Genomic DNA, 24,671 nt, shown 5'->3' with positions numbered 1-24,671 from the left:
CCTGACGTCAGGGGCGGATCAGATCTGGCCGACCTGCTTTTGCACCTCGGTTGCGTTTTGCCGGTTGGCCAGGATCGCGGGCACAAAGCTGGTCGAGGGCAGGGTCTCGCCTGCAAAGTAACGCGCCAGATTGCGCACCGCCGTGCGGCCGATCAGATCGGGCTGCTGCACCGCGACCGCACCGGCCGGCGCGTTCGGGTCGGCGACCAGCGCCACATATTCCGGGGTGCCGTCGACGCCGTAAGTCAGCACATCCTTGCGCCCCGCCGCCAGCAGCGCCTGGGTCGCGCCCAGCACCGGAATATCCCAGGAGGCCCAGATCGCATCCAGCTTGCCCTCTGGATACTGGCTCAGAAGTGCGGTCACCTTCTGGAAGCTGTCCTGGATCGTATTGGGGATGATCTCACGCAGATCGGGTTGGATGATGTTGATTTCAGGGTAATATTTCAGAACCGCGCGCAGCTGCTCCAGCCGGATTTCGCAAGGCACCACGCCCTCGATCGCGGTAAACAGCGCGATATTTCCCTTACCACCCAGATCCGAGACCAACTGCAGCGCCAGCTGCGCCCCCAGCGAGAAATTGTCCGAGGTCGAATTGTTGATAGCATTCTCGCTGACCACATCGACGGTGAAAACCGGGATATCGGCCTCGCGCAGCGCTTTCAGGCCTGGATCGACGATCGGCAGCGCCCCCAGCGTCTGGATCACCGCGTCGGGCTTTTGCCCGACCAGGGTCTGCAGCTGCGAGACCAGTTTCTGATCATTGCGCTGCGCATCCAGCCCGATGGCCGTGCCGCCCAGGCGCTCGACCTCGTCAATCTGCGCCTGATAGGCCTTGATGTCGAAGAAATGCTCGGTGCCGACGGCACTGATCGCGATGGTCTTGCCTGCCAGCGACAGGCCTGCGCGGGCCGCCTCTGCCGCCGCCTCTGCATCCGCTGCGCCCTGGGCACGCGCAAGGCCAGGCAAGACTGCCGGGGCAGCGAGGCCAAGGCCTGCGCCAGCCAAAAGCGAGCTGCGGAAGAAGGTTCTGCGATCCATCGCGGTGATCTCCTGGACGGGGGGTTGCGGTCTGCCCTCTGGCATCCGTTTCAGCTTAGAGGTAAGTCTTGAAATCACTAAATGTCGATAGAATAACTGTAGTATAATCGCGCGAGACGAGAGAAGATTCCCCCTCATTCCAACGGCTTCGCGTCAGAAAACCGCAAAAGTGAGTCGCCCCATGACCGAGATGACCGCGCTTGTCTTCAATGCCTTCCTGATGAACAGCCCCGGCCACCTTTCGCCAGGCCTCTGGCGTCATCCCCGTGATATCTCAGCCGGGTTCAATCGGCTGGGCCATTGGGTCGATTTGGCCCGGCTGCTGGAGGATGGGCTGTTTGACGCGATGTTCATCGCCGATGCTTACGGCCATTATGACACCTATGGCGGCACCCCCGATCAGGCACTGCGCCTTGGCGTTCAGGTGCCGCGCAATGATCCGGCGCTGCTGGTTTCAGCCATGGCGCATGCGACGCGGCATCTGGGTTTCGGCATCACCATGTCAACGACCTATGAGCCTCCCTTCGCGCTGGCGCGGCGCTTCTCGACGCTGGATCATCTGACAGAGGGGCGTATCGGCTGGAATATCGTCACCTCGGCCCAGGACAGCGCGGCGCGGAATTTCGGGCGCACCGCCCAGGCGGGCCATGCCGAGCGTTACGCCATGGCCGAAGAGTATCTCGAAGTCTGCTACCGCCTGTGGGAGGACAGCTGGCAAGAGGGCGCCGTTCTTGCCGACCGCCAGCGCGGCATCTATGCCGATCCGGCAAAGGTGCATGCAATCCATCATCGCGGAAAATACTTCCAGGTCGAGGGGCCGCATCTGTCAGAGCCCTCACCACAGCGCACGCCCTTTCTGTTCCAGGCCGGGGCCTCTTCTTTTGGTCAGGCCTTCTCGGCCCGCCATGCCGAGGCGGTCTTTGTGGGTGCGCCCTCAAAACAGGTGCTGGCCCGCAGCGTGCGCAATCTGCGTGAGGCCTTTGCCCGCGCGGGCCGCGACCCGGCCGAGGTGAGGATCATCGCCGAACACACCGTTATCACCGCGCCAACCAGCGCCGAGGCGCATGAGAAACATGCTGAGTATCAGCGCTACAGCTCTGAGATCGGGGGGCTGGTGCTGATGTCGGGCTGGACGGGCGTCGATTTCGCCCGCTTTGCCGCCGATGAGGTATTCGAACATGTCGAGAGCAATGCGATCCGCACCGCGGTCGAGGCCATGAGCTCTGCCGATCCCGACCGCCGCTGGAGTGCCGGCGAGATCGCCCGCTGGTGTGGTATCGGCGGGCTAAGCCCGGTCTCGGTCGGCGATCCGGTCGAGGTGGCCGACAGCCTGGCAGCATGGGCCCGCGACACCGGGATTGATGGCTTCAACCTGTCTTATGCCGTGCTGGACGAAGGGTTTCGTGATTTCATCACCCTCGTGGTGCCCGAATTGCAAAGCCGGGGCCTTTACAAGACCAGCTATGCCCAGGGCACGCTGCGCGAGAAACTGCGTGGGCCTGGGGCCAGATCACGCTGGGCCTCGGGTGCGATTTCACGGGCGGATGTCAGCGCAGACGCCTGATGCCCGGCAAACGCCGCAGGGCGCGGGTCCGGGGTGCCAGGAGGGCCTGACCTGGGGCCGGGCCTGGGGCTGGGGGTGGGCCGGGCGGGGGCGGCTGAGCAGGGGGGGCGGGCCCAACCCGCCTAACCCGCCGCGCGCGCCCGTGACCGGCGCGATTGCCAGATCAGCAACAGGCGCATCAGCCCCATCGCCGCCAGCACCGTGATCATGATCAGCACCGCAAACGCTGCCGCCTGGGTCGAGGATCCGGCCTGATCCAGCCGCATGACGGAAACCGCGCCCACGCTCAGCTTTGGGGTGATCAGGAAGATCACCGCCGACAGCGTGACCATCCCGCGCATGAACAGGAAGAAGAACACCGAGATCAGCGTCGGCACCATGATCGGGATCACCGCATCGCGCAGATTGGCCCACAGGCCGCCGCCAATGGTGGTGACGGTCTCTTCCAGCGGCTGGGGCACATTGCGGATGCCCGTCACCATCGTCAGGAACCCCTGCGAGTGATAGTGGTAAAAATTGCAAAACGCGATCAGCAGCGCCGAGCCGTAAAGGATGCCCGGAAAGACCGGCCGCACATTGAACGAAAGCACATAAGACAGGCCCAGCACCAGCCCCGGCACGCCCACGGGCACAATCGCCAGCAGATAGACCAGCCGCGCCGACCACCCTGGCATTTTCCGCTGCGCCAGAACCAGGGCAAACAGCATCGCCGTTCCGAACACCGCCGTGATCAGCGAGGCATAAAGCGAGGTCCAAAGCGGATCATAGCCGCCCTGGGTGGTGATATTGTAGTTTTTCAGCGTCAGGCTCATCCGATAGGGCCAGAGCTGCACGAAGCTTGCAAAGATCACCACCGCCACAATTGCAATCACGAAAAGCGCCGTCAGATGGGTCAGGATCCACAGCGGAATATCGCGCGGGGCCCAGCGGTCAGGCTCGACCGGGATCGCGCCTTCAGAACTGCCGCCGCGCAGGCCCGCCACTTTTTCCAGATAGAAGGCCAGCAGCGTTGGGATCAAAAGCAGGATCCCCACCACGGCACCCATGTTGAAATTCATCTGGCCCACCACCTGGGCATAGATCTCTGAGGCCAGCACCCGATAATTGCCGCCAATCACCGCCGCATTGCCGAAATCGGTGATCGTCACCGTGAAGCAGACAAAGCCCGCGCTTAAAAGGCCAAAGCGCAGGCCCGGCAGCGTGATGTCAACAAAGCGCCGCCAGGGTGAGGCCCCCAGCACCAGCGCCGCATCATATTGCCGCCGGTCGGCATGGCGCAAGGCCACCGCCAGGATCATCACCGCCTGGGGCAGGGCATAGAGCGAATTGGCGATCACCAGGCCCGGTAGCCCGTAGATCTGCACCTGCACCCCCAGCAAAGAAGTCAGCAAGCCATTGCGGCCAAACATGAAAATCAGTCCAAGCGCCTGCACAAGCGAGGGGGCCAGCAAAGGCAGGATCAGCGCCAGCGTGACCAGCCAGCGCAGGGGTATCCGCGTGCGGCTGAGGGCATAGGCGATCACAAGGCCCAGCCCGACGCAGATCACCGCCGTCAGTCCGCTCATCACCAGCGAGTTGCTGACCACCCGCCAGAGATGGTCAAGACCCAGGATCTCGCGGTAATTCCCCAGCCCGGTTGTGCCGTCACCTTGCTGAAAGCTGCGCCAGACCACGATGGAAAGCGGGTAGAGGAAAAACAGCGCCAGCCCCGCCAGCGGCACCAGCAAAAGCACGCGCTGAAACAGACGTTCTTCGAAAGGGGTATCCAGCCCGCGCGAGACGCGCTTTTCGCCCGCGCTCATGCGCGGACCCAGGCGCCGGCACCCGGCTGCAACGACAGGGACACCGTTGCACCTTCGGCAAATTCGGGCAGGCGGTGGGTCTCGGCAAGGATGATCTCGCCCTGCCAGTCGACCTCGATCCGGCTGACATTGCCGAGAAAGGTGATCGAGCGCACAAGGCCCGGGGCGCTGGCATCCGGGCGGATCAGCACATCCTCGGGGCGCAGGGCAAACAGCCTGTCGTCGCCCTGGCTGCCTGCGGGGGCATCGGCCGGGGGTGCAGCCCCGAAAGCCCTGGCGCGGGCGGGGCTGAGCAGGGTTGAGCTGCCGACGAAATCGGCCACGAAACGGGTCGCGGGCCTGGTATATATCTCAGACGGAGAGCCGATCTGCTCGATCCGCCCGGCGCTCATGCAGACGACTTTATCGGCCATGGTCAGCGCCTCTTCCTGGTCATGGGTGACCATGATCGTCGGAATGCCCAGACGTTTTTGCATCTGGCGGATCTCGCTGCGCAGGCCCGCCCGCACCCGCGCGTCCAGCGCCGAAAGCGGCTCGTCAAGCAGCAAAAGCGCGGGCTCTGCGGCAAGGGCGCGGGCAATCGCCACCCGCTGCTGCTGACCGCCCGAAAGCTGCCAGGGCAGGCGGTCGGCGAAATCCTCCAGCCTGACCAGGGCCAGCATTTCCGCCACGCGCGCCGAGATCTGGGTCGGGGATTTCCGGCGCAGCTTCAGCCCATAACCGATATTCTGCGCCACCGTCATATGCGGGAAAAGCGAGTAGGACTGGAACACGATGCCAAAGCCGCGATCCCTGGCCCCGATCGTGGCCAGGTCGCGCCCGCCCAGCATCATCTGGCCGCCCTCGAAGCTTTCAAGTCCGGCAATCGCCCGCAAAAGCGTGGTCTTGCCACAGCCCGAGGGGCCCAGCAGGCAGACAAACTCATTTTCGCCAACGGAGAGATCAATGTCCTTCAGCGCCTGATAGGTGCCGTAGAATTTGGAAAGACCGCGGATGTCCAGGGTCATTTTGCCTCGCTTTGATCGGGGGGACAGGGGCGGGATGGCAGACCGGGATACGGGGGGCCATGCCCCCGCATTCCATTTTCAGATCAGCGCCCGACCGCCTCGCGCCATTTGGTGATGATTGCATCGCGGGTCTCGCCCGAGGCTGCGAAATTCATCGGGAACAGCACCGCCGTCAGATCCTCGGGCAGCCCGGCCTTCTCTGCCTGAGGCGAGCGCGGCACGCCGGGAATCGTGACCAGATCCTTGCGGGCGGCATAGGCCTCGGCCGCGCCTGCACCCAGCGTCCAGTCAAGGAAGCGTTTCGCATCATCGGGATTTTTCGCCGCAGCCATCAGGCCATTGGCCTCCAGCTCGAACCCGGCATAATCGGCGGGGATCACCATTTGGATCGGATACCCCTCTTCGATGCCCTGCATCGCCACATAGGAAAGTGAGGCCCCGATAGCAAATTCGCCCGCCTGCGCCATACGGCAGGGCCGCGAGCCAGAGGTGGTATATTGCGCCATATTCGGGTCGATGTCTTTGATCAGCTGCCAGCCCGCCTCTTCGCCCGCGCCTTGCAGGATCGCGGCGATCTGCAGATAGCCGGTGCCCGAAGAGCCCGGATCAGGCATTACCACCTCGCCCTTATAGGCGGGGTTTTTCAGATCCGCCCAGGAGGTCGGCACCGGGGCGCCAATTTGCGCAAGCCGCTCTGTATTGACGCAAAACGCGCCGACATAGCCGGTTGGCGCGAACCAGCGGCCCTCTTTGTCACGAAACTGCTCTCCAAGCGCATCCTCGCCCGCGGCCTTATAGGCGGCCAGCTGATCATAGATCGCCGGGTTCAGCATATTGGTAACGGCAAAGCCCCAGATCACATCGGCCTGCGGATTGCCCGCCTCGGCGATGATACGCGCCCCCAGATCCCCGGTCGACAGGCGCAAGAGATTGACGGTGACATCGGGCATATCGGCGGCGGCGCGTTCCAGATAGGCGGCGATCTCATCCTCTTCCAGGGCGGAATAGACCGTGATTTCGCCAGCAAAAGCTGGGGCAAAAGCGGGGGAAAGAGCGGGAAGGCAGGCCATGCCAAGCGCCAGCCAGGCCACGCGGGAAAGCGTATTCCTCATTTCACATCTCCTGTTGGTTGTTTTCTTTTTGGGAAACGGTAGCGCAGGCTTGACGATGTGGCAATCTGTGGATTTGTGTTGTATTGAGGTTTTTCACCAAAGCCGCCTTTCGCAGCAGGAGTTGCCCTGAACATGCCTATATCCGATGCAAAAATCGGCCAATCGCTTGCTGAAATGGCAGAATTTGCCCGGGGCATCGCCCAAGAGGCCGGAGAGAAAGGCCTTGAATGGTTCCGCAAGCCGGTCGCCATTGATCTGAAAGAGGATCAAAGCCCGGTGACCGAGGCCGATCGCGCCGTCGAGGCATTGCTGCGCAAGCGGCTTGGCGCGGCCTTCCCCGATCATGCGATTCTGGGCGAGGAATTTGGCCGCGAAGGGGGGGCAGATGCGCCGACCTGGGTGGTCGATCCAATTGACGGCACCCGCAGCTTTATTACCGGCTGGCCGATCTGGGGCACGCTGCTGGCCCTGACCAGCGGCGGGCAGGCGCAACTGGGCGTTTTGCATATGCCGGCGCTTGGCGAAAGCTGGGTGGCCAGCCATGGGGGCGGATGTCGCTTTTTCAGCGCCACAGGGGGGGTGACAAAGGCGCAGACCAGCGGCTGTCAGCGGCTGTCAGAGGCGCGTTTCTACACCACCTCGCCCGATTATTTCGACGCCGCAGAGCAGGTAGCCTATCAGGCGATCCGCGATGCAAGCCTTGTGCAGCGCTTTGGCGGTGATTGCTATTCTTACGGGCTGCTGGCTTCGGGCCATATCGATCTGGTGGTCGAAAGCCGTTTGCAACCCTATGATTTCATGACACTTGCGCCGATCATCGAAGAGGCAGGCGGCGTGATCACCGACTGGCAGGGCCGCCCGCTGACCCTTGCCTCGGGCGAGCAGGTCATCGCAGCTGCCACCCACGAGCTGCACCGCGAGGCGCTGGCCTTGCTGCAGGGCTGACCAGGAGGCCGGGCGATGTGGCAGGCAGAGCGTCATCAGCGGATCCGTGCCCTTCTGGGCACCTTCGGCCAGGTCGGAATCGAGCGTATCGTAACCGAGCTGGGCGTCTCGCGTGAGACGGTGCGCCGCGATCTGAAAGAGCTGGAAGAGGCCGGGCTGCTGCGCCGTATCCATGGCGGTATCGTTCCGGTCCCGGGCGAGGGCGAAGCCCCTTACCCCGAGCGCAGCCTGACCAATCTGCGCGAAAAACGCGCCATTGCCGAGGCGACTTTGCGTTTTGTCAGCCCGGGCCAGACGCTTTTGATCGACGCGGGCAGCACCACCGCCTGTCTTGCAGAGCAGCTGGCCGGGCTGAGTGGGCTGCTGGTTTTCACCAACTCGGTCGAGGTGGCAACACATCTGAGCACCGCTTCATCGCGGGCGCGGCAGAACCGGGCGATCCTGCTTGGCGGTGATTTTATCGCCGAACCTGCCTCGACCCATGGCATGGTGACCCTGGCCGCGATTGCCGAAATCAGCGCCGATCTGGCGCTGTCCTCGCCCTTTGGGCTGAGCGCGGCAGAGGGGGCCACCAGCTTCGTGCCCGAAGAGGCCGGGATTGCCCGCGCGATTTTTGGCCGCGCGAAACGGCGGATCCTGCTGGCGGATGGCTCAAAACTGGGGCGGGTCGGGCGCGTCTCTTATGCGGGCGCCGATGAGCCCGATCACATCGTGATGGACGTCGCCGCTGCCGACAGCGCGCATTTCAACGCCCTTCGCACCGTCAGCGGCGAGCGGATCTGCTTTGCCTGACCCCTGGCCTGGCAGGCGCAAACCCGACACAAGCCAGCCCGACACTGGCCAGCCTGACACAAGCCAGCCTGACACAGAGATCCGTTCTTCCTGGGATGGCTGGCCGGATTGCAGGCCCAGCCTTAAGCGGCCGGGTGCAGGCTGTCAGTGTCCTGCATGCTGGCAGTGCGGATCAGCGCCGCCATCAGTCTGATGCCAGGCTCCAGGATCGCATCGTTGAAATCGTAGAGATTGGCATGCAGCGCGGGAATGTCCCCGGCGCCAAGGAAGATATAGGCCCCCGGTTTCTCGCGCAGCATATAGGCGAAATCCTCGGTGCCCATTTTCGGGCTGACACTGTCACTGACGTTGTCACCCGCCACAGCCCGCGCCGCCCGCATCACATCCGCCAGAACCGACGGGTGGTTGACGGTGACCGGATAGCCGGGCGTGACGCGGAAATCCAGGCGGCAATCAGCCGAGAGCGCCAGCCCCGCTGCGAGCGCCCGCATCCGGGCGATGATCGCATCGCTGACCCCGTCATCCAGCGCGCGCAGCGTGCCGCCGATATGCACCTCTTCGGGCAGGGTGTTATAGGTATTGCCGCCGCTGATCCTTGTAGGAGAGAGCGTCGCGCCCGCGACCGGGTCGGTCCTGCGGGCCACTATCGCCTGACAGCCCTGCACGAAATCCGCCGCAATACTGATCGCGTCAATCCCCAGATGCGGCCATCCCGCATGGCTGCCCTTGCCCCGGATCGTCAGATCCCAGACCGTTGCCGCCGCCATGATCGGTCCGCTGCGGGTCAGGATCGCGCCTGCGGGCTCGCCCGGCAGGTTGTGGATCGAGAAGACACGGTCAAAGGGATGGGCCTGCAAAAGCCCCTCATCTATCATCCGCAGGGCACCGCCGCCGGTTTCTTCGGCGGGCTGGAAGATCAGCACCACCTTGCCGGGGAAGGTCCGGTCCTCAGCCAGGCTTTGCGCCAGGCCCAGCAACATTGCCATATGCCCGTCATGGCCGCAGGCATGCATGAAACCCCCGTTGCGAGAGGCATGGGGCAGATCGGCCACCTCCTGGATCGGCAGCGCATCCATTTCGCAGCGCAGGGCCGTCACCGGGCCTGCGTGGCTTCCGGAAATCTCGGCCACGACCCCGGTGCCCGCCAGCCCCCGGCTGGGGGTCAGCCCAAAAGAGATCAGGGTCTGCGCGATGAAATCTGCGGTCTCATGCTCGGCATAGCCCGGCTCGGGGCAGCGGTGCAGGTGGTGACGCCAGCCCACAGCAGTCTGTGCGATTTGTGAAATCCGGTCGTTGGTCATGGGGGCTCCGATGGGGATTGGGCTGAGCGCGCGGCGCGCGCCTCAGCTGCGGCTGCGCCTGGCGCTGATCAGCATTACGATCCCCACCAGCAGGATCGAGACGATCAGTGTCAGACCCGAAAGCGCATAGATTGTCGGTGTCGCGCCCGAGTTCATCTTGCCAAACATCTCAAGCGGCAGCGTGTTCTGACGCCCGACCAGATAGGACGAGCGGGAAAACTCGTTGAAAGACAGCAGGAAAGAGAACACCACGCTGCCCACCAGCCCCGGCAGGATCAGCGGCAGCACGATCTGGCGCGTTCTCTGTCCCCATCCGGCCCCCAGATCGGCGGCCGCCAGCAGATAGCTGCGCCGGACCGAAACCATAGAGGTCAGGATGACGGTAAAGGAAAACGGCATCGCCCAAAGCACATGGCCAAGCGCAACCGTGCCCCAGAAGGGCACCACCTCCCAGCGGTTCAGCAGCACCGAAAGCGCAAGGCCCTGGATGATGCCCGGCACGAACATCGGCAGGATCATCAGCAAAAACCAGCTGTTGCGCAGCTTGCCCAGTTCCAGATAGGCCAGCGCCGCGATCAGCGCGGTCACGGTTGAGACCAGGGTGACAACGCTGGCGATCAGCAGGCTTTCGCGCAGGGCCGCGAACAGGCGCCCCTCGCCCAGAAGGGCGCCATACCATTTCAGGCTGATCTCGCCGGGCGCGGGCAGGGCAGGCTGCAGCGCGGGATTGAACGAGACCCCGACCAGATAGATCGGCGGCAGATAGACCACGATCAGCGCAATCGCCGTCAGCGCCCAGATCACCAGCCGGATGCTGCGTTTTTCAAAGCCGACACTCATTTGAAATCCTCGAAGAGCTTTGTCAGGCCAAAGATGCGGTTGCCGATCAGCACCGCCGCAAACAGCAAAACCAGCACCACCGCCGAGATCGCAAAGGCCAGCGGGAAATTCACCACCCGCATCACGTCATTGATGATGATGGAGATCATCGAGGCTCCGGCCCCGCCAAGCATCTGCACCTCGGTCGAGGATCCCGCCGCCATCACGAAGACAAAGAGAAAGCCGGCAAAGATCCCCGGTTTGGTCAGCGGAATGATCACGGTGAACAGTGTGCGCAGAAAGCCCGCGCCAAGGTCCTGGCTGGCGGCGATGAAATTCGGCTCGACCCGGCGCATCGACAACAGGAGCGGAAAGATCACGAATGGCAGGTACGAGGCCACCAGCCCGACCATGACCGCGAAATTGCTGAACAAAAGCCAGTCGAGCGGTTCAGAGATCAGGCCAAGATCCAGCAGCCAGGAGTTGATCAGCCCGTTGCGCCCCAGCACCAGCCGCCAGGAAAACGCCCGGATCAGATAAGAGGTGAAGAAAGGCACCGTAAAGGCCCCCATCAGCACGAAAGCCAGCGGGCGCGAGGCCACGAAATGGATCGCAAGCGCCGCCGGATAGCCCACCAGCAGGCACAAAACCCCCGCCAGCGCCGCTTTGCCCAGGCTGGACAGGATCACATGCCAGCGCCCGGCCTCGCCGATCTGCGCATAGGCATCAAATGAGAAATCCGGCCGAATCCAGTAGGTTGCCGGATCCCATGTCCAGAAGCTCCAGACAAGGATGATGGCCAGCGGCAGAAAGCCAAGGGTCAGCACCAGCAGAAAGCCAGGGCTTGCCAGGGCCAGTCCACGTCTGATCAGGAACATAGAGGTGCCTCACTGAAGGATGGGCCAAAGCTGAGGAAAAGCCAGAGCTGCGGAAGGGCCAGAGCTGAGGAAAGGCCAGACCTGCGCGACCGCCCCAGACAGCCGCGCAGGGAGCGGGTGGATCAGCTGTTGCGCAGTTTTTGCCACCACTCTTCGTAAAGCTGGAAATTGTCGGGGCGGGTGTTTTGCCAATAGACCTTGCCCGAGAATTTCTTCGCAACGTGATCGACGACCGATTTCACCTGATCGGCCCCGGCGGTTTCAAGATTGCCCGCCGCCCATTCGGTGTTTTTGTCGCTGGGCACCACATAGCCGCGCGACAGCGCCAGTTGCGCGCCATAAAAGCCGTCATAGATCCAGTTTGCCAGCTGATGGGCCGCATCACCCAGGCCACGATCAACCGCGCCCTTGTGCAGCAGCAGGTTGTTGCCCCAGCCCTCATAGCCCTCGACCGGTTCGGCATAGGCCACATCAAGGCCGCGCCGCTGCCCTTCCAGGACGATCGGCTCCCAGCCGGTCATGGCGTCGACCTCTTCATCTGCGACCAGCTGCACGCCCTGTTCCCAGCCGTTCCAGAAGGTGCGGAACTGGCCGTCGCGCTTGTGTTTGATCAGGAACTCCATCACGAGGCCCAGCTCGTCCTCGGTCAGGTTGCCCGGATCATTGATCGGCGCATTTTCCGCGCCTTTAAGGTAGATGGCGGCGAAGATCGCGGAATTGATCCAGGCGTCCTCCATCGCGACCCGGCCCTTCAGTTTGGGGTCAAAGATCACGCCATAGCTGTCGACAAGGCCCAGCTTGTCCTTGCGGTAGATGATGGAATCGGCATTGACCACGCAGGGGATGCCGATTTGCTGGCCGTTGTCGGTCAGATAGGGGATGTCTTTCGCCCATTGCCAGACCTTGTCCCAATTGGCGATCTTGCTGGTGTCCCACGGCACAATAGCGCCTTGTTTCGCCAGTTCTTTTTCGGCGCCCCCCTGCAACCCGCTGAGGTCATAGACCGCATTCGCATTGCCCGCGACAAGGCGGGCGACGATGGGGCCGGGGTCATTGCCATTGTCGGTGAAATTGACGCTTAGCCCGATGTCGCTTTGCGTCTGTGCCCAGGCGTCGCCGATATCAAGCGTGCCGGTGCCCCAGAAGGCGATCTCGGTCCCGGCGGCATGGGCGGCGCGCATCATCAGTGGCGAGGCTGCAAAAGCCGCAAGCCCGCCCAGCGACATCGCCGAGAACTGCCTGCGGCTAAAAGCGCCGGGGGGGGTAAGCCGTCCTGATCTTTTCATCCGTTTTCTCCTTGCTGGGTGCAGCTTTTCTTGTTGTCAGGCTGTTTCTTTCGCCTGTTCCATAACCGGAACCAGAGCGCCATCGGCGAGTATGACGCCCACCTCGGACCCGGGGCTGATCGTCCTTGGCATCTCGACCGAGGGGATGATCGCCGTCACATGCCCCGCGCCGCGCAGATCGAGACTGCATTCGTAATGCAGGCCGCGGAACTGCAGGGCGGTGACCAGGCCCGAAAGGCCGCCGCCCCCCGGGTCTGCGACAATCCGGATCCGGTCTGACCGCAGGGCGATTTTGCCCGGAAGCGCTGCCTCGCGGTAATCGGCCAGATCAAAGCGCTGTCCGGCGATCATCACCGCCAGGCGCTCGCCGTCGCGCATGACGCGCTCGGGTGTCAGGATCGATTCCAGGCCGACAAACCGCGCCACGAATTCATTGGCGGGGCGGTGCAGGATCTCAAAGGGCGTGCCGACCTGTTCAAGGCGGCCGTGGTGCATGATGCCCATGCGGTCGGAAAGGCTCATCGCCTCATCCTGGTTATGGGTCACCAGCACAAAGGTTGCCCCGGTCTTGCGGTGCAGACGCCCGAATTCATCGCGCATCTGCTGGCGCAGACGTTCATCAAGGCCGGTCAGCGGCTCATCCAGCAAGAGGATCCCCGGCTCCATTACCAGCGAACGGGCCAGCGCAACCCTTTGCCGTTGCCCGCCGGAAAGTGCGGTGATGGCGCGGCGCTGATAGCCCTCAAGCGCCACCAGCTTCAGCGCTTCAGCCACCTTCTGCGCGCAATCCGCCCGGCTTTCACGGCGCACCCGCAGCCCATAGGCCACATTCTGTTCGACCGACATATGCGGGAACAGCGCCAGATCCTGAAAGACCGTATTGCATTGCCGCCGGTTCGCCGGCAGCCGCGTTACATCGGTGCCGTCAAAGCTGACGGTGCCGGCGCTCGGCTGGTCAAAGCCGCCGATCAGCTTGAGCAGCGTGCTTTTGCCAGAGCCTGATGATCCAAGCAGCGTGAAGAACTCGCCCGCCCGGATGTCCAGATCCAGCGGGGCCAGCGCGGTCTGATCCCCAAACCGGCGACAAAGGCCGCGCAGGCCGATCGATATCGCCATCAGTTTGCGTCCTTCTGTCTGATGACCAGCAATCCACGTTCATTGCGGATGGCGGTTTGCCCCTGCAGGATCAATGTGGTGGTGGTGGGTTCCTCGATCAGCGCCGGGCCGTTGATCGCCAGATCGGGCGGCAGCAGGTCGCGGTCAAAGACCTCGCAATCCGCCCAGCCCTCGCCCGAGGCGTGAAAGACCTGGCGATTGCCGCGCAGCGCATCCGCGCGGCTAAGGCCCGTCGGATCGACTTTCGCGGCAGAGATGACCGCGCTTTCCATCTCGGCCACCATATGGATGCCGGTGATCTCAACCGCGGTACCGGGCAGGTCGAAGGAATAGGCCAGCTTATGCGCGGCATGGAAGGCATGGGCGATCTTTGCGGCCTCCAGCGGCAGCGCGATGGTGGTCGAGACCGAATGTTCCTGGCCGCGATAGCGCAGCTGCAGCGCAAGACTGTAGCTGAGGTTTTCGGGCCGCTCTTTGCCAAAGTAATCAACCGCCGCCAACCGCATGGCGGCAAGCTCAGACTCCAGCTCCTGGATGGCGGCGGGGGAAAGCTCGCGGAACCAGGTCTTGCGCAGATCGGCGCGGGGCCGGGCCGCCAGCATCCCCCAGGCGGAAAAGATCCCGGCATGGGGCGGGATCACCACGCGTTTTGCATTCAGCTCTCGCCCCAGGCTGGCCGCGAAAAGCGGACCCATGCCCCCGGTCACCACCAGGGTGAAATCGCGCGGGTCATAGCCGCGCTGGATGGTGACCAGCTTCAGCGCGTTGATCATATTGGCCTCGGCCACATCGATGATCGCCTGGGCGGTTTCCTCGACCCCAAGCCCCAGCTTTGCGCCAAGCGCGGCCATGGCCCGGCGCGCGGCCTCAACATCCAGCGCGATCTTGCCCCCGGCAAAACCTGCAGGATCAATCACCCCGGTCAAAAGCCGTGCATCGGTGACGGTCGGTTCCTGCCCGCCAAGGCCATAACAGACCGGGCCGGGTTTTGAGCCCGCGCTTTCCGGCCCGACACGCAGGCCGCCAAACTCATCCACCCGCGCGATTGAGCCGCCCCCGGCCCCGATCTCGACGATATCGACCACCGGAACCTGCACCGGATAGCCCGGCGAGGTGCGGCTCCATTCCATTTTGTAATCCGAGAACACCCGCGCCTTGCCATCGGTGATGACCGAGCATTTCGCGGTGGTGCCGCCCACGTCAAAGGCCAGGATATTTGGCTCGTCCAGCATCTCGCCGATGCGCACGGCCCCGGCAATGCCGCCCGAGGGGCCGGATTCCACCAGGTTCAGCGGCGAGTCTGAGGCCTGGCGGAAGGAAGAGACCCCGCCATTCGACAGCATCGCATAATGGGCGCAGCAAATGCTGCCCTCGATCAGCTCTTTTTCCAGCCGCTGGAAATAGCGCGCGATGATCGGCTTTACATAGGCGTTCAGAACGACGGTATTGCAGCGCTCGAACTCGCGCCAGAGGCCGGAGATCTCATGGCTGCTGCAGATCGTCAGGCCGGGCAGTTCCTGGGCCAGCAGCCGGGCGCATTCCGCCTCATGTGCGGGGTTGGCGTAGGAATTTAGGAAGAGGATGGCGACCGCCTCGGCCCCCTCGGCGCGGATTTGTTCGGCGACCTGCAGCACATCGGCGCGCTCAAGCGGCTGATGCACCGTGCCGTCGGGGTCCATCCGCTCGGTGACCTCAAAGCGCAGCACGCGCCCGACATAGGGTTCGGGGCTGTGGAAACGCAGGTTGTAAAGATCGGGCCGGTTGCCGCGCCCGATTTCCAGCACATCCCGAAAGCCGCGCGTGGTCACCAGCGCAGTTTTCACGCCTTTGCGTTCGGTGATCGCATTGATCACCGTGGTGCCGCCATGGACGAAAAAGCTGACCCGGTCGGGATCAAGTCCATCCTTTTGCGCCGCGAGGCGAATGGTATCCATCACCCCGCGCGACTGGTCATCGGTGGTGGTCAGGCTTTTGGCGGTATAGACTTGGCCATTGGCCTCGTCATAGCCAAGCAGGTCGGTGAAGGTGCCGCCCACATCACTTGCCAGACGGATCATGTTCAGGCCTCCTCATATCCATAGATGCGGCGGGCCTCTGCGCTGGTGATCAGCCCGGCCCGCAGATCGGCTTTGATCGCCGCCGGGTCGCGTTCCGCGGGCAGACCCCAGCCGCCGCCGCCGCCGGTGATGACGCGCACCAGATCGCCCCTGTTCAGCCTGCGCGCGCTGAGGCGACCGTAAGAGGTGACCTGGCCGCTGCCTGCCTCGACCACCTCAAAGCGGTTGACCGAACCATCAAGGCCGCCCTCGGCCCCCCAGGGGGCGGTTGCATTGCGCCCGAAGCTGCCGGTCAGCACCGTCCCGTCCGAGAGCACCTCATATTCGCGCACGACGCCAAAGCCGCCGCGATATTTGCCGCCGCCCGCGCCGCCCTCGGTGTTGAAATCATAACGGCGGACCCGCAGCGGGAATTTCGCCTCCAGCAGCTCGACCGAGTAGTTATAGGTGTCACCATCGGTCAGCGAGATCACCGCATTCGCCCCGTCCTGATCGGCGCAGGCCCCCCAGCCGCCATGGGTCGGTTCGATATGGATGAATTCCTCGCCATCCGGGCCATGACCCGAGAGATAGATCACGCAAAGCGAGGAATAGGATCCGGCGGAAAAGCGTTCGGGCATGAAACGCGCCAGCGCCTTCCAGACCAGCTCGGAGGCCTGGACCGAGCCCTCATAATACCAGCCCGTCGGCGAGGGTTTCTGCGCCGTGAATACTGTGCCGGGCGCGGCATGGATGGTCAGCGGCCGGAACCAGCCCTCGTTTGAGGGTTCTTGCGGGGCAACCAGCGCCTTGAACACCGATTTTACCGCCGATTGCAGCGCACCGGGGCCGCAGTTGATTGGCCCCCTTGCGGCAGGCGGGCAGCCGGTGAAATCGACCTCGACGCTTTCGCCGGCGATGGTGATTTTCACCTGAACCGCGATCGGATCATCGCTGACCCCGTCACCGTCGATCACATCCTTTGCCTCATAGACGCCGTCGGGCAGCTGGCCGATGATCGCCCGGGCGCGAAGCGCCGCGCTGTCGATGATTGCCGCGAAACAGCGGCGCAAAAGCGGGGCACCATAGCGGGAGAGCACCTCATGCAGGCGCTTTTCGGCGATGCGGACCGTGGCGATCTGCGCATTCAGATCGCCCATCGCAATCTCTGGCAGCCGGGTGTTTTCGCGGATGATGCGCACGATCTCTTCATTCAGCACATCGCCCCGCGCCAGCCTGATGCGCGACAGCCGCAGCCCCTCCTGAAAGCTTGAGGTGGCATCGGGGGGCAGGCTGCCGGGCACCGCGCCGCCAACGTCAACCCAATGCGCAACATTCAGCGCCCAGGCCACCAGATCACCCTGCCAGAAAACCGGACGGATGATCGCGAAATCGCAGGCATGGGTGCCGCCGTGATAGGGGTCATTGGTGACGAAGATATCGCCGGGCTGAATATCGCCCGCGTAGACATCGATCACCGATTGCAGCTGGGTGCCAAAGGTGCCGGTGAAAAGTGTAATGCCATTCGTCTGCGCCACCAGCCCGGCATCGGCGGTGCAGATGCCGCAGGCGAAATCAAGAACCTCATAGATGACCGGGCTCATGCTGGTGCGCTGCATGACAATACCCATCTCGTCGACCACGGACAAAAGCTTGCCGTGAACGATCTCCAGGGTGACCGGATCGATCCTGTCTTTTGTTTCAGCCGCCACCGGGAATCCTCCATGGGCTGATGCGGTCTTGCGGGCCGCATCCTCTTACTGCCCGCATCCTGGAGGTGAAAATCCGCCCTGGCTCCTACCCTGACGGGTGGGGCGGCGCGATTTGTGGGTGGGGCAGGGGGGCCTTGCTGTGGCGCAGATCAGACGGTCAGATCGCGCTTTCGGCTGATAGTCTCGCAGGTGGCCAGCAGGCCCGAGGTTCTGGCACGGGTGATCGCGGCGGTTCTGGTGGTCACCCCCAGTTTGCGGAAGATATTCGCCAGGTGGTATTTTACTGTATTATCAGTGACCTGCAGCGCCCTTGCGATTTCTTTATTCGTCAGGCCCTGTTCCAGCCGGATCAGGGTTTCGATCTCGCTGGGCGTCAGCCGCGCGACCACCGCGGGCAGAGGCTGAGTGCCCCCGAGCGCCGAGTGCGGGCTGTTGGTGATCAGGGCCATTCCAGGCGCAAGCCGCTGCGCAATGATCGAGTTCTGATCACGCTCGGCGGTGATCCGGGTCAGAAGATCGACAAGCGCCGGCCCCTCTTCGGCCAGGGCCAGGCAGTAGCGGTCAAGATGCTGGCCCAAAGCCAGGCGTTCAAGCGCATTGCGGGCCTCTGGGTCTTTGCCTGCCGCCAGCAGAGCCCGGATCCGCAACAGGGACAGCCGGATCATCCTTGGGCTGTTGCAGGTTATGTCAGGGTTTTGCAGCAGATCTGACAGCCTGGTCAGCGCCCCCTCGGGATTGCCCCGGTTCAGAAGAAGCCGCGCCTCCAGGGCCTGCAGCGGGGCGCCGCGCAGATTGGTCGGATCCGGCTCGGCGCTGCTCCAGGGGGTGCTGCGCAGGATGTCCAGCAGTCGCCCGGCCTCGTGGTTCTGCCCGAGGCGCAAGAGCATCCCGATGCGCAGATGGCCCGTCAGCCGCGCAAGACGATGATAGCTGCGGCGGCTGGCAACGGTCTCGGCGGCGCTGAGAACGGCTTCTGCGGCGGCCCCGTCAGGCAGGGCCACACGCATGCGGGAAATCACCAGCGAGGCCAGCGGATCAAACCAGCTGTCGCGCCGGCCCAGCTGCTCAAACACCGCTGCCAGCTGCTCGCCGTCAGAGGTGTTTTCGCCCCGCTCCAGATCAACCTCGGCCAGCAGCGCCCAGGCCATCAGCGTCAGATCCGAGCGGGCCCCCAGATCGCGGCGGCATTCGTCAAGATGGGCGGATAGGGTCTGGCGGGCATTGTCAGAGCGCCCCGACAGAAACTCGGCCTGGCCGATATGCAGCGGCAGGTGGGCGGCCCCGAAGTCAGACATCGCGGTGCGAAAGCTGGTGATGGAAAGCCGCCCGAAGCGGATCGCGCTGTCGAAACGGGCATCCTGCAGGGCGCTGAAACAAAGGATGTTTTGCGTCAGCGCCAGGCGCACCGGATCGACCTGGGCAATATCGGCGATATCGTCTTCCAGCCGGGCGATGACCGTGGCCGGGATGCGGTGATCGCTGTAAAGATCCATCAGCGCCGCCACGAGGCGGCACTCGGCTTGCAGCGCCGGATCTCCTTCGGCGATCACGGGGGCGGTCTGTGCCAGAAGATGCAGCGCCAGATCAATCTCGCCGCGTTTTGCCGCCGAAACCGCCAGCCCAAGCACCGTGCGCGGGTAAGCGCGGTAATGCTGTGGCGACAGCTGCATCAGGGCGGCAAACTGACGCGCGGTGCCATCCTCGCCCCGGTAGATCAGCCGCCAGCCGCCACCCGCCTCGACCACGCCGGCGGTGAAACAGAGATCGCCGGATTTCAGGGCATAGCGGATGGCCCGGCGCCATTGTTTGCGGCCCTGGTAATAAAGCGCGGCCTGACGGCGCAGCTCTGCCAGATCAACACCGCTGTTTGCGGCCTGCGACACCAGATAATCCGCGACCACGCTGTGAAGCCGCCGCCCGCCCTCATTGCCCCGGGTTCCCTCAAGCGGCAGCGCCAGCGTGGTGATCAGCGCCTGCAGGCGCTGCGCCTGCCCGGGCCCAAGGACAGCGGCCAGCATATCGGGCCGAAGTGTCTCAAAGGCGGCGGCCGCCAGCAAAAGCGGGCGATCCGCATCGTCTGCGCCTTCGATGATCAGCTGCGACAGATAGGCCGCCATATCGCGCTGATGCCCTGAGAAGGCCATCAGCCCCGCCATATCCAGCCGCTGATCGCGCAAAAGCACCAGCGCCAGCCGCAGCGCCACCGCCCAGCCATTCACCTTTGTATTGAAGGCCTGCCAGATCGCCGGATCCAGATCCTGGGCCTCGAGGGCGCGAAGCGCCTCGGCCTCGGTCCCGGAAAAACGCAGGGAATCAAGGCCCAGCTCGACCAGATCCTCTGTCAGGCGCAGGGTGGCCACCGGAATGTCGGTCGGCACCCGCGAGGCGATGATCAGCCTTAGCGGCAGAACAGGGGTGTGGTAAACCAGACGCGACAAAAGCCGGATGGTTTGCGGCGATTTCACCCGCTGGAAATCATCAATCAGGATTGTGACCGGCGTGGTCCTTGCGCGCAGGGCCTGGGTCAGCCGGTTCATCATCTCTTCAAGCGGCTCGCCCGGGGTGGGCGTATCCGGCGGAAGTGCGGCCAGCCCCAGATTGTCCAGCATCTGCGCGGCAAGCGCGAGCGCGTCGGTATCCGCATTCGGCTGCAGCAGCACGGCCGCACGTTTGCGCGAAAAAAGCTCTGCCTGCAGCTGACGCAGAAGGGTGGATTTGCCGCTGCCGGAGGGGCTTTCGATCGTCACAAGCCGCGCGGGATCGCGTGCCAGGAAGAGATCGAGCATGGCGCTTCTGAGGATCTGATGCATTGCACGCTTCCACGGAAAACCTGGTCCATGAAGAACCTGGCAGCTGGCGCATCAGGCTATGCCTGCGGTGGCCGGGATGACAATCCCATGCGCCGCACGCCCTGGGCGTATCTTTCGAAAATATCAGCGGCCAGGCGGAAATGAGGCCGGTTTCGCCCGTTTTTTGATCGCTTTGCAAACCGCGTCGCACCCGGAAACACGACGCTCGCCTTTCTGGCGCGGGCCGGGGCGGTATTTCACGCAGCCCGCGCCTGCGCCCTTTTTCCCCTCAGCCAAACGGCTTTGTGCGGCGGATGCAGGCCTTGCCGCGCCGCAGCATCTGTTTTGCGGAGGGGCCGCCTGGCAAGATATGATGCACAAGGGGGCGACTTGCCGTTGACCAGCCTGCAGCAATCTGCGATTTCCAGCCCCCGATCTCCAGTGAGGGCCGCATGCAAGAGAAGCCGGGCGATAGCGCCGCGCAGGAATTATTGACTCTGATCCGGCAGCTGTATGCCGAATCCGGCCCTGTCCTGCGCACCCGACTGTCGGTTGTCGGGCGTGGACGTGGTCTTGACGTGGCGCGGCTGCTGATCGGGCTGAAAGCCGCAGGCCAGATCGAGGAATATGAGAAAAAGCCGGGCTGGATCGGCTGGCTTTTGGGCAAGCGAAACCAGATGGTGCTGCGCCCGCTGGGGGCCGCAGAGGAACATGTCGCACCAGAGCCCGAACTGGCACCCGGAAATCTGGCACCCGGAAATCTGGCCGCCGGGAATGCTGTGCAAGAGCGCGGCGAAGTGCCGGTTGGGCAATTTGAGCCGGCACCGCCGGAAACGGCGCCAGAAGCCAGGGATGCGGCAGAGACTGTTGCTGAGGTTGACGCAGAGTCTGTCGCAGCGCCTGTCGTCTCAGCACCCGAACCAGAGCTGAGTGCTGAACCAGAGCCAGAACTTACGCAGATGGCACCAGCGGTGCCCGTGCCTGAACTGCCTGTGCATGAAGTGCCCGTACCTGAGCTGGCTGTGCCTGAAGTGCCTGCTCCGGTGGCCGCGCCCCAGGCCTCTGTTATGGCCGCGCCTGCGGTGGCGGCAGAGCCCATCAGGGCCCCTGATCCCGTTTCTGTGGCCGTCCCGACCCGGCCCCGCCCGGTGCCTGTCGGCTATGCCGATGACATCGGCGGTGTGCCGATAGCGCTGCAGCCCGCGCAGCTGCACGCATCGCTTGATCCTGATTTGCTGGAAGGGGTGCGGGACTTCCTTGTGACCCTGGGCATCGAGCTGACCCATGCCGGAGAGATGCTGCTGGCTGATCGCATGGGCCGCGGCGCGGCTGCGGGCGATGCGCTGATGCAGGTGGTGCTTTTCGGCTTTGCGCATATGGCGCGGTTCGACGTGATCTCAGACAGCCCCGCAGACCCGGCAGAGCTGCGCGATTACACCCATTCGGTTCTGACCGAGCTGGAACGGCTGCGCGATGCGGGTGAGATCAGCGACGACCGCTTTGCGCAGGATCGCGACGAAATCCTGACCCTCTCTGACAGCACGGCCGACCGCGCTGCGCTGATCGACAGGCTGTTCATGGATCCTGTCGGTGGCATGGCCCCCCCCGCGCTGCTGCCCGCCGAACTGCGCGGCGTCGAGGAATTCGAAGAAGACGATATCCTCATCTGAGCAGCCTCATCTGAACCGGTCCCCTTGCCAGGGGGCCGCCTTCTCAGGGGGCGGCGCAGCCGCTTGCCGTTGCGGATCGCGGTGCCCCGACCGCTGTCCCCGATCGCTGCATTCCCCTGGGGCCTGGGGCCAAAAGCTGTCCCTGGGCCGGGTTTGGGGGGGCTGCCTGGGCGGCTGCGCGTGGCGCATACCGGCACGGGCCGGGCGCCGTGGGGCCGGTTTTTGCCGCAGAAACCGGGCGCCGCGCGGCTAAGCCTGATTGGCCTGCCCGCGGGCTTCGGCCACGCCAAACCTCTGGCCGGCATCGACCTGTTCGATTGTGCCGCGCAAAAGCGCGAGGTCGGCCGGCAGCATTGTGGAGGCCTCGGCCCTGATCATCAGCAGGCGCGCATGGTCTGCTGCCGCCTGCCGGAAATGCCGCGATCCCATGCGGCCCAGAGCCGCCAGCGACTTTTGCAGTCTGAGCTGGACCTCAAGCAGATGCGCCCCGTCGCGCCCCATGATCAGGAAAGCATCATCAAAAAGATCCGCATCGGACAAAGGCCGCAGATGCAGGCGCGGATAGGTCACCGGCTCGTCCTCGCGGCCTTTTGACCAGATCGCCAGCAGCCGGGTCAGCCGGGTGATGATCTCGATGGCTGTGCCCGCATCATTGGTCGCGCTGGACAACGCGCGCGAGCCGATCTCGGCCATCACAATCAGGCCAAACCGCGGATCCTGCTCAAAACTGCGGATGGGCGCGAGGATGAAATTCTCGTGTATCTGCGCGCTCAGCTCACTGGTCAGATTGCCGGTAAACCATGCAAGGGCCGTGTCTTCATAAAGCAGCGTTCCGGTGTTGCAGGGCATGTAGATCTCCAGCCCCACCTCTTCGCAGATCGTGGACAGCCCGGCGATATCCATGAATTTCAGATAGCCGATCTTTCCGGCCAGAACGGGCCTTGCACCCTCGGGGGGCGGCATCTGCGCGGGCCAGGGATGCGCGCCGAGGTAGGGAATGCTGAGACGCGCTTCCAGTTCGGCGGCTGCGGCGGCCTCGACCCTCTGGATGGTCGAGCTGCTGCGGCCAAAGTTCATCAGATGGTTCACCCAGCGTAGCAACTGCACGACGATCATCCCGAGGACGACAATCGTGATGGCAAACAACACGACCCTGCCACGTTCACCATAGCTGCCGGTGGTCAGAACGATGGTGCCGATCACCGAAAAGACAAAGGCACCGATGAAGCTGGACAGGGCATTATGGGTGACACTGTCTTCCTGCAACAACATGGTGGCGCGTGGCGTCACGCCCGATGAGGCGGCACCGAATGCCGTTGTCATTGCCCCGATAGAGAAGGTGGTAACCGCAAGCATACTGGAGGAGATGATGCCCAGAAGATTGGAGACCGCATCCCGGCTGATGTCGAAGGGAATGTTAAAGGGAAGAAACCTCTCTGCCCCGATGGCCATCAGGGCGGCGAACAGCCCCAACAGCCCATAGGTCACGGTTTTCCACCACAATTGGCGCCTTATACCGTTCCAGATCATCCGCCAGTAGCTCATCTGACTCTCCCGATGGGCATCGCTCGTGAAACATCCGTGCCGCAATCCCCTGCGGCCGTCCCGCAGGGGGCGGGCAGGGGGGCGGGCCGGGGATTTTAAGGCACCAGGGTAAAGAAGATGAAGGCCACAAAAAGCACCACATGCAGGACACCGGGCTGGCGGGTGGTATTGCCCGTCCGCAGCGAAAGGGCCACCAGAAACAGGGTCAGCGCCAGCAGGACCATCGCCGTCCCATCAAGCCCCCATTGCAACGGCCAGCCCATCCAAAGCGCCAGTATCACCACAACCGGCACCGTCAGCCCGATGCTGGCAATCGCAGAGCCAAGCGCCAGGTTGAGGCTGGTCTGCAGCCGGTTCGCCCGTGCGGCCCGTATCGAGGCGCTGAACTCCGGCAGCAAAACGATTGCCGCGATCAGCACACCCAGCATTGCGGCAGGCGCGCCCATATGGCCCAGAATGGCCTCAAGCGAGGGGGACAGGCCCTTGGCGCTTGCCACCACCGCCACCAGCGAAACGATCAGGAGGCCAAGGCTGAAAAGCGCCTCGCGGGTTTCAGGCACCCCATGGCCCGCGTCACCCTCTGTATCGCCGACATCCAGAAAGTAATTGCGGTGCAGCACCGTCTGAAACCGGATAAAGCCGATAAAAACCAGCAGGATCGCGACCGCCAGAAAGCCCATCTGAACCGGAGAAAGCACGCCCGCCTCGCCGCTGGTGAAATTGGGCAGCACCATCGTCAGCACCGTGATCAGGCTGATGGTGCAAAGAGCGTCGGTCGTGCCCTCAAGATTGAACCTTTGTTCCGAGTTCTTGCGCCCGCCCATCAGCAGGCTGAGGCCAATGATCCCATTGAGGATGATCATGATGGCCGCAAACAGCGTGTCGCGTGGCAGCGCCATTGTCCCCGCCCCGCCATTCAGCATCATCGAGACGATCAGCGCCACCTCGATCACCGTGACCGACAGCGCCAGAACAAGGGTGCCAAAGGGCTCGCCGACCCTGAGTGAAATGACCTCGGCGTGATGAACCGCCGACAGCACGCTGCCCAAAAGCCCGATTGCCAGCAGGATCGGCAACAGGGCAAAGCCAGGCGTCAGCAGCCAGCAAAGCACAAGCACCCAGCTGACAGCAGGCACAGCCCAGGTCCAGGCGGGATTGAATTTCATGACAGGTTTCCCTTTTGGCTCTGTTATGCCCGCTGTCTGCGGTTGGTTTCTCGTGTTTCACTCTTTGTCCCGGCGGCCGCGATCAGAGAT

19 protein-coding genes are annotated in these 24,671 nt (G+C 63.6%); 4 read left to right on the top strand and 15 right to left on the bottom strand.

Annotated elements, in window-relative coordinates; genetic code table 11:
* Positions 1–18 precede the first annotated feature (18 nt).
* Positions 19–1,041 (bottom strand): sugar ABC transporter substrate-binding protein, encoded by a 1,023-nt coding sequence (locus HOY34_RS16320; protein WP_216654804.1) that lies wholly within the window; start codon positions 1,039–1,041, stop codon positions 19–21.
* Positions 1,042–1,222: 181 nt separating this feature from the next.
* Between HOY34_RS16320 and HOY34_RS16315 the strand changes: the two genes are divergently transcribed.
* Positions 1,223–2,605: an LLM class flavin-dependent oxidoreductase gene (locus tag HOY34_RS16315; protein WP_216654803.1), complete on the top strand. Its 1,383-nt coding sequence runs from the start codon at positions 1,223–1,225 to the stop codon at positions 2,603–2,605.
* Positions 2,606–2,727: 122 nt separating this feature from the next.
* On the opposite strand, the gene HOY34_RS16310 is transcribed toward HOY34_RS16315, so the two are convergent.
* From HOY34_RS16310 to HOY34_RS16295, 4 genes are all read right to left on the bottom strand, one after another.
* A complete protein-coding gene (locus HOY34_RS16310) occupies positions 2,728–4,407 on the bottom strand; it encodes an ABC transporter permease subunit (protein WP_172364744.1) in 1,680 nt (559 codons plus the stop codon).
* Entirely contained in the window at positions 4,404–5,414 is a 1,011-nt protein-coding gene (locus tag HOY34_RS16305) for an ABC transporter ATP-binding protein (RefSeq protein WP_172364742.1), read from the bottom strand. The genes HOY34_RS16310 and HOY34_RS16305 overlap by 4 nt, the downstream gene beginning before the upstream one ends.
* A gap of 83 nt (positions 5,415–5,497) precedes the next feature.
* The gene (locus HOY34_RS16300) at positions 5,498–6,526 is read right to left on the bottom strand and encodes an ABC transporter substrate-binding protein (RefSeq protein ID WP_172364740.1); all 1,029 of its coding nucleotides are present in this window, start codon (positions 6,524–6,526) and stop codon (positions 5,498–5,500) included.
* Positions 6,523–6,660, bottom strand: coding sequence for a hypothetical protein (locus tag HOY34_RS16295; protein ID WP_172364738.1), 138 nt, complete (start codon positions 6,658–6,660; stop codon positions 6,523–6,525). Before HOY34_RS16295 ends, HOY34_RS16300 begins: the two co-directional genes overlap by 4 nt.
* On the opposite strand from HOY34_RS16295, the gene hisN reads away from it, so the two are divergent.
* The gene (gene hisN / locus HOY34_RS16290; RefSeq protein ID WP_172364736.1) at positions 6,659–7,471 is read left to right on the top strand and encodes a histidinol-phosphatase; all 813 of its coding nucleotides are present in this window, start codon (positions 6,659–6,661) and stop codon (positions 7,469–7,471) included. The genes HOY34_RS16295 and hisN overlap by 2 nt on opposite strands.
* Positions 7,472–7,486: 15 nt before the next feature.
* A complete protein-coding gene (locus HOY34_RS16285) occupies positions 7,487–8,263 on the top strand; it encodes a DeoR/GlpR family DNA-binding transcription regulator (protein ID WP_172364734.1) in 777 nt (258 codons plus the stop codon).
* Between the two features lie 122 nt (positions 8,264–8,385).
* Here HOY34_RS16285 and HOY34_RS16280 read toward each other — a convergent pair whose 3' ends face one another.
* The 8 genes from HOY34_RS16280 to HOY34_RS16245 form a co-directional block, all read right to left on the bottom strand.
* Positions 8,386–9,564, bottom strand: coding sequence for a M20 metallopeptidase family protein (locus tag HOY34_RS16280; protein ID WP_172364732.1), 1,179 nt, complete (start codon positions 9,562–9,564; stop codon positions 8,386–8,388).
* A gap of 42 nt (positions 9,565–9,606) precedes the next feature.
* Positions 9,607–10,404, bottom strand: a complete 798-nt coding sequence (locus HOY34_RS16275; protein WP_172364730.1) for an ABC transporter permease — start codon at positions 10,402–10,404, stop codon at positions 9,607–9,609.
* Complete coding sequence (locus tag HOY34_RS16270; RefSeq protein WP_172364728.1) at positions 10,401–11,261, bottom strand: ABC transporter permease; 861 nt, start codon at positions 11,259–11,261, stop codon at positions 10,401–10,403. Before HOY34_RS16270 ends, HOY34_RS16275 begins: the two co-directional genes overlap by 4 nt.
* A 122-nt stretch (positions 11,262–11,383) precedes the next feature.
* The gene (locus HOY34_RS16265) at positions 11,384–12,547 is read right to left on the bottom strand and encodes an ABC transporter substrate-binding protein (RefSeq protein WP_172364726.1); all 1,164 of its coding nucleotides are present in this window, start codon (positions 12,545–12,547) and stop codon (positions 11,384–11,386) included.
* Positions 12,548–12,583: 36 nt separating this feature from the next.
* Complete coding sequence (locus tag HOY34_RS16260) at positions 12,584–13,663, bottom strand: ABC transporter ATP-binding protein (RefSeq protein ID WP_172364724.1); 1,080 nt, start codon at positions 13,661–13,663, stop codon at positions 12,584–12,586.
* On the bottom strand, positions 13,663–15,720 hold the full coding sequence (locus tag HOY34_RS16255) for a hydantoinase/oxoprolinase family protein (RefSeq protein ID WP_172364722.1): 2,058 nt from the start codon (positions 15,718–15,720) through the stop codon (positions 13,663–13,665). The genes HOY34_RS16260 and HOY34_RS16255 overlap by 1 nt, the downstream gene beginning before the upstream one ends.
* Before the next feature lie 2 nt (positions 15,721–15,722).
* Positions 15,723–17,411 carry a hydantoinase B/oxoprolinase family protein gene (locus HOY34_RS16250; protein ID WP_216654802.1) on the bottom strand — a complete coding sequence of 563 codons (1,689 nt, stop codon included), beginning with the start codon at positions 17,409–17,411 and terminating at the stop codon, positions 15,723–15,725.
* A gap of 149 nt (positions 17,412–17,560) precedes the next feature.
* The gene (locus HOY34_RS16245) at positions 17,561–20,197 is read right to left on the bottom strand and encodes a LuxR C-terminal-related transcriptional regulator (protein ID WP_172364720.1); all 2,637 of its coding nucleotides are present in this window, start codon (positions 20,195–20,197) and stop codon (positions 17,561–17,563) included.
* A gap of 455 nt (positions 20,198–20,652) precedes the next feature.
* Here HOY34_RS16245 and HOY34_RS16240 point away from each other — a divergent pair, with 455 nt between their 5' ends.
* A complete protein-coding gene (locus HOY34_RS16240; RefSeq protein ID WP_172364718.1) occupies positions 20,653–21,870 on the top strand; it encodes a hypothetical protein in 1,218 nt (405 codons plus the stop codon).
* A gap of 249 nt (positions 21,871–22,119) precedes the next feature.
* Here the strand turns inward: HOY34_RS16240 and HOY34_RS16235 are convergent, their stop codons facing one another.
* Both HOY34_RS16235 and HOY34_RS16230 read right to left on the bottom strand, forming a co-directional pair.
* Positions 22,120–23,415, bottom strand: coding sequence for a DUF2254 domain-containing protein (locus HOY34_RS16235; protein ID WP_172364716.1), 1,296 nt, complete (start codon positions 23,413–23,415; stop codon positions 22,120–22,122).
* 95 nt (positions 23,416–23,510) lie between these two features.
* Positions 23,511–24,581: a calcium:cation antiporter gene (locus HOY34_RS16230; protein WP_172364714.1), complete on the bottom strand. Its 1,071-nt coding sequence runs from the start codon at positions 24,579–24,581 to the stop codon at positions 23,511–23,513.
* Positions 24,582–24,671: the final 90 nt, after the last annotated feature.

Source organism: Pseudogemmobacter hezensis (assembly GCF_013155295.1).
Classification (GTDB): domain Bacteria; phylum Pseudomonadota; class Alphaproteobacteria; order Rhodobacterales; family Rhodobacteraceae; genus Pseudogemmobacter; species Pseudogemmobacter hezensis.
This window is presented reverse-complemented; position numbering and strand designations above follow the sequence as displayed.